The following is a 12,567-nucleotide window of genomic DNA, read 5'->3' as shown; positions in this document are numbered from 1 at the left end:
TGTTAAAACAACTACTAAGGCTCAAGGAGATAAAGGTCAAGATGGACGTACCCCTTTACTTTCTATAATAGATGGCTATTGGGCAATAGATGGTGTTAAAACAACTACTAAGGCTCAAGGAGATAAAGGTCAAGATGGACGTACCCCTGTATTCTCTATAATAGATGGTTATTGGGCAATAGATGGAGTGAAGACAACTACCAAAGCTCAGGGAGATCAAGGAAATCCAGGTACCAATGGACAAAACGGAGCTGACGGTTCCAAAATATATGCTGACAATGGTACTCCTGCCAATAGTGTAGGAAGCATAGGAGACTATTACATTGATAAAGAAGCAAAAATATTCTACGGACCTAAAACCGCTACAGGTTGGCCTACTACAGGAATTTCCCTAACAGGAAACCCTATTTCCACCATAGATTATGAATTGAGCTCTGATGGAAAAACGTTAGTAAAATGGCTTAACCCTAAGACTTCCTATATAGATATGAACTTAGATCCTAAGCTCAGAGATGTTACCACTATAGCAACAGGGGCATTTGCTGCTGTGCCTGAGCTACGAGATAAACTCTCTACGGTGATTATAGGAGATGCTGTAACAGAGATTCAGGCATCTGCTTTTGCTGGCTGTGGAGCACTAAGAAGAGTGGAACTACCAGAAGGACTTACAACTATAGCAGCTTTTACTTTTTCAAATTGCATTAATTTGCGATATATAAATATTCCAGAGACTGTAACAAGTATAAAAGAGCAAGCTTTTGCCAATTGCACCAAACTTAAAACCATTACTATTCCTAAAGGGATTAGTGGTTTCGAAAAACGTACTTTTATTGGCTGTAGTTCCCTACGTACTCTCATCTTAGAAAATCCTGTAGGTTTTGAGATTAATAAAGCAGGTATGCAAGCTTTTCAAGGTGTTACACTTAACGCTATTTATGTACCTTATGGCTCTGCAACGAATTATAAAAATCTGAACAAAAGTGGTGGTAGCAACTTTGAAAATATTATAAAATCTATTGTTATTCAATAATATTTTTCATATTGATATTTTATTATACAGAAAGGCTGTCCTAGTAAGGACAGCCTCTTTTTTACCTCCTCTATTATCTCTTCTTACAAACCTACTTCTCACTACTAAAAGAAAAAAAAACAAACCTTTAAGGTTCTATAACAAAAAAATATAGTATTATTAACGTGCTTATAACTTGCTTTTGAATTGCAAACATTGTATTTTTGCAACGTAAAAAGAAAGCCATCCCTACGGACAGCCTTCTTTACTATTTAAAATCCAAAAAAATGAAAAAGTATTATTCTTCCATTCCAGCTTGTATAGCAGTAATCAGTACAGTATTATAAATATCAGGTACTGTTGCCCCACGGCTAAGGTCATTCACAGGCTTACGCAAGCCTTGTAGCATAGGACCTATCGCAATAGAACGCGTCTCACGTTGTACAGCTTTATAGGTAATATTTCCAGCATTAAGGTCAGGGAAAATAAGTACATTCGCTTGCCCTGCTACAGGAGAATTAGGCATCTTTTGCTTAGCTACAGTAGCATCTACAGCCGCATCATACTGAATAGGACCTTCTACAGCAAGGTCTGGACGTTGTGCTTTTACTATCTCAGTAGCTTCACGTACTTTATCCACATCTTCTCCACTTCCTGAAGTCCCTGAAGAGTATGAAAGCAGGGCTACCTTAGGCTCTATTCCAAAAGCTTTTGCCGAATCAGCAGAAGTGATAGCAATTTCTGCTAATTGTTCTGCAGTAGGCTTGGGCACTACAGCACAATCCCCATATACAAGCACTCTATCTGGCAAAATCATAAAGAATACTGAAGAAACAGTCTTTACTCCCTTCTTCGTTTTTACAAACTGTAAGGATGGACGGATGGTATGTGCAGTAGAGTTCACCGCTCCAGAAACCATCCCATCAGCTTCTCCCATAAAAACCATCATTGTTCCGTAATAGGATACATCTAGCATTAGCTCTTGAGCTTGCTCCTCTGTCATCCCTTTTTCCTTACGAATTTCATACAATTTCTTCCAATAAGCTTCATAGGAAGGACTTTGCTTAGGAGAGATAATTTTGATACGTTCTGTATTCCATTTGAGTCCTAACTCTTTTACACGAGCTAACACTTTTTCTTCCTCTCCTAGGATCGTCAGGTGTGCCAATTCATCCTGTGCTAACTGAGCTGCAGCCGAAAGAATTCTGTCTTCCTCTCCTTCAGGAAGGACAATGCGCTTTTGAAGCTTCTTAGCGGTCTCTATCATATATTTTTTGAACTTCTCAGAAGCATCAGAGGTTGTTAATTTGTCCATTTCAGATATTATTTTTTACTTATTTATTTCACCTTACAAAGTTACGAATTATATTTCATTATTCAGCCTTTTTTGAGTAAAAAAATAGGTTCATTAAGCTATTTTATTTGAACTATAAAAAAGAGAGGCTACCTTTTTCCAGATAGCCTCTCTTATAGAGAATTTAATTTTTATTTTTAACCTCTAGCAGACTTACTTTTCTTAGCTTTTCCTCCTACACGGCTCATTGCACAGCGGAATCCTATGTAGTCTGTAGCACTATACTGAGGGAGGGACCTACGCTGAGCAGGATCTATCCAGTAAGCACGATCTTTCCAAGAACCTCCTTTAATCACACGTGATTCATCATCTATTAGGGTAGTTCTATCATTAGATGGGTCATATATCCTAGCTATACCTCCTTGTCCATCAGGAACAATCTTCTGATTAGGTGAATTATACATTGTTCGTGATACGTTAGCTCTTTGGCTTGCATTAAGAGAATCTATACTTTTTTCTCCTTTTTCAAGAGTAAGCTTAGCATATTCCTTACTTGAAACTCTATCTCCATCACGGAAGTTACGGTTATCAGCAGTAGTGAAGTTATAACGTAGGTAGGTCTCATTCTCATCTACTGCTACTTTAGCTAACTGACCTGGAAGGTTTCTATACATAGTCTTTCCGTTACTTAAGGTGTCATAAGTGATAGAATGTGCATCTACTACTACCAATTTACCATTTTCATCTATCTTATTTTTAGCATATACGTTACCACGGAAGTAGTTGAAGTCACTAAGTTCATCATCTACTCTAGGACGATATACGTCTGCTACCCATTCGGCAACATTTCCTCCCATATCATAAAGACCAAAGTCATTAGCTGGGAATGTTTTTACCTCAGTGGTAATATCACCTTTGTCATCTGACCAACCTGCAAGTCCTCCATAATCCCCTTGCCCTTGCTTAAAGTTTGCCATCTGGTCTCCCATTACTGCTCTTCTAGAAGTTCTGGTATAGCGCCCTGCCCAAGGATATTTCTTACGACCACGAACACTATTATACTCACGGATACCACTTAAGGATTTAGCTGCATATTCCCATTCTGCTTCAGTAGGTAAGCGATATTCAGGAAGAAGAATTCCGTCTGTATGTTTTGCATAAGTAGGATTTCCCTCTTTATTTGTCTTTTTCTTACCGGCAAACTCAGTTATTTTCCTTCCATAAGAGTTTTCTGGTGTATTTAGATAAGTATCAGTACTAAAAGTACTTTCTGCATCTACCTGATAACGAGAACCTTGCTGAATAAATCCGTCTTTTTCTAGGATAGACTCATTCACACGGTTGGTTCTCCAGCTACTATACTGTACTGCTTGTACCCAGTTCACCCCTACTACAGGATAATTGGCATAAGCTGGATGGCGAAGGTATTCATTAACCATTGTCTCATTAGCACTTAGGGGGCTTCTCCACACCAATGTATCAGGAAGTGCTCCTACATAGATGTTCTTATAGTGCCCTTCTTTGTCCTCTGGAGGGAATACTTGCTTAAGCCAGTCTAGGTACTCCATATACATTTTATTGGTTACCTCTGTTTCATCCATATAGAAGGACTGTATGTGCTGTTGGCTTGGGGTGTTATTCCAGTCGTGCATCACGTCATCCTGTACTTTCCCCATTGTGAAAGTACCTCCTTCTACAAACACCAATCCAGGACCTGTTTCTTGTTCCCTAAAGTTTGTATTATACTGAAAACCACCCTCCTTTGCATTGATCTTCCAACCTGTTGCACTAGATGTATTCTTATCAGTACCTTTCTTACCACACCCTACTAAAAGGGATGCCAATAAGAGAGAGGCTAACATTGGTTTTTTTAAACTTCGCATATTCATTTCAAGTATATTTTCTAATTGTCTAATTTCGGCGCAAGTTACTATTTTTTTTAATACAAAAAGTGTTTTTTTTCATTTTTTTTAAATTGTTGATAACTTATTTCAAATCAGTCTTTATTTCTGTAAATCAATTAGTTAAAACACAAAACACTATGAACAACCTTTATATTATATTAAATATTAGCTTTTTTTAACTTTTTATTCAACCCTAAAAAGGTCATTTTCTCTATCTTTTTAGGTTCAAAAAGTATTTTTTTCTGAGAAAAAAACTCCTTTTATTTCTTTGCCTGTTCTGCTTTCAGGTCAGGAGGATATTGCTTAAGAATTTCTGATACAAAGAGCCGTATTTGCTCATCCTTATTTCTTGATTCGGAGAGGAGCCCCGCCCCCTTACCTTGCCAGATAAGGTCTTTTCCTTGAGCATTGATAATATCAATGAAGAGAATACCCTCAGTAGTTGTAGGAGCTACTTGTACAGTACTTCCCCATACGGGTCCCCAGCCCCAGCCTATCCCTACACTCTGATAGATATCCTGCCTCTCTCGCTCTCTGGTAAAGAAATTAACAAACACATCTGGTTGCTCAGAAAGTGTATAGCCTTTCTTGACCATCTCTTCCTCGATGCTTCTAAGGATTCGCTTCTTATCCAAGTCCGATACCTCTGCCTTGTCCACACCTTCTTTGAGAAAAGCAAAGGTCTTATAGCGGGTAAAGTCCGCCTTACTGTCATAATCAGAAGTTACTTGTACTCCTGCACAAGAAAATAGAAATAGGCTTAAAAAAACTGTTGTAATAATTGTTCTCATTGGATATCATTTTTTTTGAAAAAACTGCAAAAAACATACCAAAATCAATACAAAATGAATTTTGTTGATAATTTCTTACCTTCCCTAAACTCATGTTTCTCTGTATTGCTCAAGATTTATAGAAAAAGGTGGCTCCCCTGAAGGAAACCACCAGATAATCCTATGAAAGAGGTTATTTCAACTTATTTGCGTATTTATCATAGTAGAATACGGGAAGAGGCTTTCCATTATGCTTTATTTGCTCTAATTCTTTAACAAAATCCGCTGCCTTTCCTACAATAATAAATCTCAAGTTATTTAGCTTGATGTATTTATTAGCTACTCTTTTTACATCGGCAACAGTAACAGCTTCTATATTTTTGATATAATTGGTATAGAAGTCTGCTGGGAGCTTTTGTATTTCTCTATTGAGAGCCAAAGAAGCAATAGTAGAAGGATTTTCAGTAGACATCACAAAGCGACCTATAAGTTGCCCTTTTACCTCCTCTAACTTCTTAGCCGAAACATCTTCCGTCTGGATACGCTTAATTTCTTTAAGAATTTCAACAATTGACTTAGCAGCTACCTCATTACGTACCCTTACCGATACAAAGAAATTTGCCATAGTAAATCGATTGGTACCCATATAAGAACGTGCTCCATAAGTATAACCGTGTTGTTCCCTTAGATTCATATTGATATAACTTCCGTAGTCTCCACCTAGTATGTAATTCATTACTCGAACCGCAAAATAGTCCTTATCACTCATCTTAAGATTATAGAGATTCAAAGCACTGATTTCTGTTTGTACTGCAGTAGGTACATCTACAAGATTCACCTGTGTATATTGTACATCAATCGGAGTAGGTGTAGAAAGTTGTAGAGACTTCGCTGGCAACCATTTATGGAAATTATCTTTAACTAATTTTTCTACTTCATCAGCTGTAATATCTCCTACTACGACCATATAAGCAGTTGCAGGAGAAAAATGTTCTTTATAGAAACTCTTAATATCACTCAGGGTAATACTCTTCAAGGATTCCTCAGTATAGAAGCTCCCATAAGGGTGAGCTTTGGAATAGGTCAAGGTACTATTCAAACGAGAAATAATGCTTTGAGTACTATTCTCTTCTGCTTTTAAGGACGCAATTGCCTTATCACGAGCTTTATCTAATTCTGCTTGAGAGAAGTTAGGTTCTATAGCCGCCTGAGCAAAAAGCTCCAACACACGAGGAAAATAACGCGTCAGGGAATAAGTAGATCCTCCATCCGCAGATATATACAGATTAGCGCCCATCAGGTCTATTTCTTCTACAAAAGCCTCCTTGGAAATATTCTTAGAACCCGCTCCCATTAAAGCTGAAGTAAGGTAATAAAGTCCTGGCTTCTTGGTCTCATTAATGGGTGGATTATCTATAGTTAAGCTCATTGACACACGTGGAAGCTTATGATCTTCTACCACCATAAGAGTAAGCCCATTCGGAAGCTTGGTAATCACTGGATTCCCTAGGACAAAAGTAGGCATTTGGGTGGGTTCTGGCATCTTATCACGGTCTATTTGTGCTGATACACCCAAAGAAGTCAGCAGAAAAAGGCTTGTTATAAATATTTTTTTCATTGTAAAATCATTTTTAGTTGGATTTTTTTTCAGGAAGATAGTCTATCTCCAAGCGTTGATTAGGATTGAGATATTTTTGTGCTACTCTACGGATATCCTCACGTGTAATATTTCGATAAAGTTCTAATTCCTTATTAACTATATTGGTATCTTTGTAGAATGTATAGCCCATCGCCAAAGAATAAGCGATTCCTCGCACATTGGAATTGGCAGCCACAAAGCCTGTCTCGAATTTGTTCAATACTTTCTGGTATTCTTTTTCTGAAATAAGGTCTGTCTGTATTCTCTTTATTTCGGCATCCATATCATCTGTAATTTGAGTAAGAGGCGTATTGCCTTGTGCTACAGCAGCTAGCATCAGGATACCTATATCTTCATAATTACAGGTGTAAGAGATAAATTCAAGAACTTCTTTCTTTTCTTCTATCATTTTTTTATAAAGGCGAGCACTTTTTCCGTCAGCAAGCACTGCCTGGATAAAATCCATTGCTCTAGCATCTCGATCAGTCATCTTAGGAGTACGCCAGGCTAGTACCTTTGCAGGGGTAGTAATATTGGCATCATAGTCTGTTACCTTAAGGGTCTGATTAATAGGGGCATCCATAGGATAATCACGAACAGGCTTCGATACATTGTTTGGGATAGGAGCAAAATAGGTTTCTATCCAGCTCTTAGCCTGTGCTTTATCAAAATCTCCTGCTACTACCAATACGGCATTATTAGGATTATAGTAACGTTTATTATAACGAATAAAGTCTTCCAGCTTAGCAGAATTTAAGTCCTCCATACGCCCAATAGTGGCTTGTTTATAAGGGTGTTTTTCGAACAAATGGTTCTGTACCACAGGCATATAGATAATTTTTCCGTAGGGTACATTATCTGTCCCTTCTCTCTTTTCCTCTTTGACTACTTCCTTCTGGGTATCTACTCCCACCTGATTGATTACAGGGTGAAGCATCCGCTCAGCCTCCATCCATAGGGCTAACTGTAGGCTATTGGAAGGAAGGGTTTCATAGTAGTATGTCTTATCTACATCAGTAAAAGCATTGTTATCCCCCCCGTGAGCAGAAACAATATCAAACCAACGCCCCCTAGGAATATTCTTGGTACCTTCAAAAAGGAGATGTTCGAAAAAGTGAGCAAATCCTGACTTTCCTGGGAGATCATCCTTTGCTCCTACGTGATACATCACTGTGGTAGTTACCACAGGAGCTGAATGATCCTGATGCAAGATCACATGTAATCCATTAGGAAGGTCATATTCTTCGAAATGGATTTTCTGTGCAAAACCTACTGTACAGGTCAGTAGGAGTGCATTGAATGTCATAAAATATTTTTTCATAAATGAAAGTAATAAAAACCTTTACAAAGGTAGTTTTTTTTCTTGAGAAAAAGAAACTTTTTAAGAAAACTATCTAATAAAAAAAGGCTACCCTTTCGGATAGCCTTTTCTATAGTAAGCTTAAACTATTTTATAAGGTTGATTTCTACACGACGGTTAAGTTCTCTACCTTTCTTGTTCTTGTTAGAAGCGATTGGTTTGTCAGGACCATAACCTATAGATTCGAGACGGCTTTGATCAATACCACCTTGGATGAGGTATATTTTTACTGCATCCGCTCTGTTTTGAGAAAGCTCAATGTTCTTTTGTTTCTTACCTACACTGTCAGTGTGTCCTTCGATACGGAAACGGCTGTTAGGGAATTTCTTAAGAACGTTGATGATTTGGTTCAATACTTCAGCAGATTCGAACTTGATAGATGCTTTACCAGTGTCAAACAAGATAGTCTTAGCATATTGGTTCAAGCGGTTTCGATCATCTTCATTAGGTTCTGGACAACCCTTGTTGCTTTCAGGACCAGCTTCGTTAGGACATAAGTCATCTTTGTCAAGTACACCGTCTCCGTCTGTATCAGGCCAAGGACATCCTTGATTTTCTACTGGACCAGCAACTTCAGGACATTTATCATCTTTATCAGCAACACCATCTTTATCTGTATCAGGACATCCGTTGAATTCTTTTAATCCAGCTACTTCAGGACAATCATCTTCTTTATCAGGAATACCATCTCCGTCTGTATCAGGACATCCATTGAATTCTTTCAATCCTTTTTCTTGTGGACAAGCATCTTCTTTATCAGGGATACCATCTCCATCCGTATCAGGACATCCATTGAATTCTTTTAATCCAGCTACTTGTGGACAGTCATCTTTTTGATCTGGAATACCATCTTTGTCAGTATCTTTGCTACCGAATTTGATAACGATTCCAGCTGAATGTTGGAAATAGTCAGAACCATCTTTTTGGAAACCGTGGTGGTAACCTGTCTGAAGGTTTAGTCCAAGGTGTTCTGTGAACCAGAAGTTGATTCCTCCACCAGCAAGAGCCTTGATACCATCTTTGTCTCCTAGAGAGAAATAACCTCCTCCTACTTTTACATAAGGATCAAACCATCCTGATTTAGGAGTGAAGATTTTTCTAAGTGCATACTTCACCTGTAGGTTAGCAGCCCAGAAAGACTCATCTACATCAGCTCCATCGAATCCTGTTTTAATTTTATTCAATGAACCATCAATCTCTGCTGAAAGTCCAGCTCCTAAGTAGCGTGCTACTGATAGCTTAGATACAGCAGGAAGAATGTTCAAGTCTTTTGGCCCTGCCCAGTCTTTTAGGAATTCTCCAAAATCGTGTGGCGTACGTACATCAACAGCGTTTACACCAAACCCTATTGACCACTTGTTGTTTTCATCTTGCGCTTGTACAGAGCCTATAGTAGCTATAAAGGCCAAAGACGCTAATGAAATCTTAATTTTTTTCATACGTTTGAAATTTAATTTATATAATCTTTTAATAATTTTGGTGCTAAAATACAACTTTTTCTACTTTTGACAAAATAAATTTTCTTTTCTCAAAAAATTTAACTTTTTCTTTCTCTTTATTTCATCTATTTAAGTGAATAATTCCTGCTCACTATTCTAAAATCCCATCCAAAAAAGAACCTTAGAATAGATGTTGAAACAAAGCGCAAAGATATAAAAAATTTGCAAAAAAACGAAAGAAAAAAACATTTTTTTATTCCCCTAGATACAAATTTGGCAACTTGCAAAAAAATCTGTACTTTTGCAAGAAATTCTATAAAAATACAAATCCAATGAACTTATCTCCTGATATAGAAAAACGCTATACCCAAGAACAACTCTCAGCAAAAGAAGCACAACGGCTAGCACAAGAAATAGCTTTTGCTCCCGTAGCTTTTCAGTTATCCAGACTAATGTTGAAGTTTGGCATTCTCCAGCTCCTTAATGAACACCCTCAAGGATTGACGCAGCCAGAGATTGTTTCCCTATCTAACCGCTCTCCTTATGCCATTCAGGTACTACTGGAGGCTTCTCTCTCTATAGGTACTGTTCTTGTACAAGAGGATAAGTTTTTCCTTACCAAAGCAGGCTGGTTCTTACTCAAGGATGAATCTGTAAGAGTAAATATGGACTTTATCCACGAAGTTTGTTATCAAGGGCTGTTTTATATGGAAGAAACTTTAGAGAAAGGAACCCCTGAAGGACTGAAAGTTTTTGGAAATTGGCCTACCATCTATGAAGGACTTTCTCAACTCCCTAAAAAAGCACAGGAAAAATGGTTTGCTTTTGACCATTTTTATTCAGACCATTCTTTCAAGGAAGCTTTGGCTATTATTTTCTCTGAACCAATCAAAAAACTATTAGATGTAGGAGGTAACACTGGACGATGGGCTATGGAATGTGTATCCTATCAGCCTGAAGTAGAAGTAACCATTATGGACTTACCCCAACAGCTAGCACTGATGCGTAAAGCTACCGATGGGAAAGTAGGTGCTGAACGTATCAAAGAGTTTCCCGCCAATTTGCTTGATGAGAACACGGCTTTTCCCTCTGGATTTGATGTCATTTGGATGAGTCAGTTCCTAGACTGTTTTTCTCCTGAACAGGTAATCTCTATCCTTAGACGTGCAGCTAGAGCTATGAATTCCTCTTCTCGCTTATATATTATGGAATCCTACTGGGATAGGCAACAGTATGAGACAGGAGCTTATTGTGTCACCCAAATCAGCCTATACTTCTCAGTAATGGCTAATGGTAATAGTAAGATGTTCTATTCACAAGATATGCTTTCCTATCTTGAGGAAGCGGGCTTGGAGGTTGTCAAAATTTATGATCATTTAGGGAAAGGACATAGCTTATTTGTCTGCCAGAAGAGAGAAGCATAAAGAGGCTTACGCCTCTTTACGTTCCTTTTCTTTGTAGGTACTCCACCCAAAGAGCCTATAAATAGGCGAAAAATTGAGCAGTATAGTAACTATAAAAGCCATTGAGATCACTCCCAAGACTGATGCCCATACGTGATTAGGAAGCAATTTAAATTCCCCTAAGATAGCTACTACCAATACATATAGTAAGCGTATCTGTTTGTCCAATTTTCCTATATTCCTTTTCATAATAGCGATTTGTATTTTGTTATATATTAGTTCATATCACTATACCCCACTGCTTCTCCAATAAGAGTAGTGGAAGTACAATTGGTTATTTTTACATTCACAAAATCCCCCACTTTGTAATGTTCTTTAGGGAATACAACGACTGTGTTCTGGGTATTACGTCCCATCCATTCCTGATCAGATTTCTTTGAGTTCCCTTCTATAAGCACCTCTACTACCTTGCCGAGCTGTGCTTGGGTACGGAAATGACTGTGCTTTTGCTGGAGGTCAATAATCTCAGTAAGGCGACGTTTCTTAACCTCTTCAGGAACATCATCTAGAATTTTACGTGCTGCTAAAGTACCTGGGCGTTCAGAATAAGCAAACATAAATCCAAAATCATACTTCACATATTCCATTAAAGAAAGGGTCTGCTGATGGTCTTCCTCTGTCTCGGTAGGGAAGCCTGTAATCATATCCTGTGAGATAGCGCAATCAGGGATTCTCTCACGGATTCCATCTATCAGGGCAAAATATTCCTCTCGGGTATGTAAGCGATTCATTGCCTTAAGGATACGGTTACTACCGCTCTGTACAGGTAAGTGTATATACTTACAGATGTTAGAATGCTTTGCCATTGTATCTATTACCTCTAAAGTCATATCCTGAGGATTAGAAGTAGAAAAGCGAATACGCATTTTAGGAAAAGCTACCGCCACCATATCCAGAAGATTGGCAAAATTCACCGCTGTAGCCTGCTGAATGGCTGAAGCTTTCTCGAAATCCTTCTTAAGCCCTCCCCCGTACCAGAGGTAACTATCTACATTCTGCCCCAGTAGGGTTACTTCCTTAAAGCCTCGCTCTTGAAGTTCCTTTATTTCATCAAGGATAGAATGAGGATCACGACTTCTTTCTCGCCCACGAGTGAAAGGTACAATACAGAATGTACACATATTATCACATCCTCTAGTAATAGAAACAAATGCCGTTACGCCATTACTATTGAGGCGAATAGGAGAGATGTCTGCATAGGTTTCATCCTTAGAGAGCTGAACATTCACTGCATCTTGACCATTATCTACCTCTGCCAAGAGATTGGGCAAGTCCTTATATGCATCAGGTCCTACTACCAAATCCACAATATGTTCTTCCTCTAGAAATTTATGCTTAAGTCGTTCTGCCATACAGCCCAATACACCTACTTTCATTGCAGGTTTATGACGCTTTACCGCATTGAACTGCTCCAAACGCTTACGGATAGTCTGCTCCGCTTTTTCCCGAACAGAACATGTATTAATGAGCACCAGGTCTGCCTCATTAAGATCATTCGTCGTATTAAAGCCTACTTTATGAAGTATAGAAGCCACAATCTCACTATCAGAGAAATTCATCTGGCAACCATAACTTTCTATATAGAGTTTTCGGGTATTCTTAAGATCATCCTGCATTGTAAGGGCTGTTCCCTGCTTACTTTCATCAATTACTTTTTCCATCACGTCAGTCATTTGTTTAAGGGTGCAA

At 38.3% G+C, this 12,567-nt stretch carries 9 protein-coding genes and 1 pseudogene; 2 read left to right on the top strand and 8 right to left on the bottom strand.

Annotation, left to right across the window (positions count from 1 at the left end):
* Positions 1-1,030, top strand: a 1,030-nt coding sequence (locus RYK20_RS06930; protein ID WP_314894890.1) for a leucine-rich repeat protein, incomplete at its 5' end; no start/stop codon positions are given.
* 277 nt (positions 1,031-1,307) lie between these two features.
* Here RYK20_RS06930 and pta read toward each other — a convergent pair.
* The 6 genes and pseudogenes from pta to RYK20_RS06900 all read right to left on the bottom strand — a co-directional run.
* A pseudogene (gene pta / locus RYK20_RS06925) lies at positions 1,308-2,288 on the bottom strand (phosphate acetyltransferase); the annotation flags it as partial.
* Between the two features lie 212 nt (positions 2,289-2,500).
* On the bottom strand, positions 2,501-4,192 hold the full coding sequence (gene gldJ / locus RYK20_RS06920; protein WP_314894889.1) for a gliding motility lipoprotein GldJ: 1,692 nt from the start codon (positions 4,190-4,192) through the stop codon (positions 2,501-2,503).
* Positions 4,193-4,467: 275 nt separating this feature from the next.
* The gene (locus tag RYK20_RS06915) at positions 4,468-4,998 is read right to left on the bottom strand and encodes a DUF4136 domain-containing protein (protein ID WP_297977935.1); all 531 of its coding nucleotides are present in this window, start codon (positions 4,996-4,998) and stop codon (positions 4,468-4,470) included.
* A gap of 172 nt (positions 4,999-5,170) precedes the next feature.
* Positions 5,171-6,595 (bottom strand): pitrilysin family protein, encoded by a 1,425-nt coding sequence (locus RYK20_RS06910; RefSeq protein ID WP_314894888.1) that lies wholly within the window; start codon positions 6,593-6,595, stop codon positions 5,171-5,173.
* Positions 6,596-6,608: 13 nt separating this feature from the next.
* The gene (locus RYK20_RS06905) at positions 6,609-7,937 is read right to left on the bottom strand and encodes a pitrilysin family protein (protein WP_314894887.1); all 1,329 of its coding nucleotides are present in this window, start codon (positions 7,935-7,937) and stop codon (positions 6,609-6,611) included.
* 125 nt (positions 7,938-8,062) lie between these two features.
* Entirely contained in the window at positions 8,063-9,415 is a 1,353-nt protein-coding gene (locus RYK20_RS06900; RefSeq protein ID WP_314894886.1) for an OmpA family protein, read from the bottom strand.
* 332 nt (positions 9,416-9,747) lie between these two features.
* Between RYK20_RS06900 and RYK20_RS06895 the strand changes: the two genes are divergently transcribed.
* On the top strand, positions 9,748-10,839 hold the full coding sequence (locus tag RYK20_RS06895) for a class I SAM-dependent methyltransferase (RefSeq protein WP_314894885.1): 1,092 nt from the start codon (positions 9,748-9,750) through the stop codon (positions 10,837-10,839).
* A 6-nt stretch (positions 10,840-10,845) separates the two neighbouring features.
* Here the strand turns inward: RYK20_RS06895 and RYK20_RS06890 are convergent, their stop codons facing one another.
* Positions 10,846-11,067 carry a DUF2892 domain-containing protein gene (locus RYK20_RS06890; protein WP_297977928.1) on the bottom strand — a complete coding sequence of 74 codons (222 nt, stop codon included), beginning with the start codon at positions 11,065-11,067 and terminating at the stop codon, positions 10,846-10,848.
* Positions 11,068-11,093: 26 nt separating this feature from the next.
* Positions 11,094-12,539: a tRNA (N6-isopentenyl adenosine(37)-C2)-methylthiotransferase MiaB gene (gene miaB, locus RYK20_RS06885; protein WP_314894891.1), complete on the bottom strand. Its 1,446-nt coding sequence runs from the start codon at positions 12,537-12,539 to the stop codon at positions 11,094-11,096.
* Positions 12,540-12,567: the final 28 nt, after the last annotated feature.

The organism is uncultured Capnocytophaga sp., from assembly GCF_963525585.1.
Taxonomy (GTDB): domain Bacteria; phylum Bacteroidota; class Bacteroidia; order Flavobacteriales; family Flavobacteriaceae; genus Capnocytophaga.
The sequence above is the reverse complement of the archived record's forward strand: the minus strand, read 5'-3'. Positions and strand labels throughout refer to the sequence as shown.

Coding starts and splice junctions, on each gene's coding strand:
- RYK20_RS06915 (WP_297977935.1), bottom strand. CDS start 4,998: ATGAGAACAATTATTACAACAGTTTTTTTAAGCCTATTTCTATTTTCT.
- RYK20_RS06895 (WP_314894885.1), top strand. CDS start 9,748: ATGAACTTATCTCCTGATATAGAAAAACGCTATACCCAAGAACAACTC.
- gldJ (WP_314894889.1), bottom strand. CDS start 4,192: ATGAATATGCGAAGTTTAAAAAAACCAATGTTAGCCTCTCTCTTATTG.
- RYK20_RS06900 (WP_314894886.1), bottom strand. CDS start 9,415: ATGAAAAAAATTAAGATTTCATTAGCGTCTTTGGCCTTTATAGCTACT.
- RYK20_RS06890 (WP_297977928.1), bottom strand. CDS start 11,067: ATGAAAAGGAATATAGGAAAATTGGACAAACAGATACGCTTACTATAT.
- miaB (WP_314894891.1), bottom strand. CDS start 12,539: ATGGAAAAAGTAATTGATGAAAGTAAGCAGGGAACAGCCCTTACAATG.
- RYK20_RS06905 (WP_314894887.1), bottom strand. CDS start 7,937: ATGAAAAAATATTTTATGACATTCAATGCACTCCTACTGACCTGTACA.
- RYK20_RS06910 (WP_314894888.1), bottom strand. CDS start 6,595: ATGAAAAAAATATTTATAACAAGCCTTTTTCTGCTGACTTCTTTGGGT.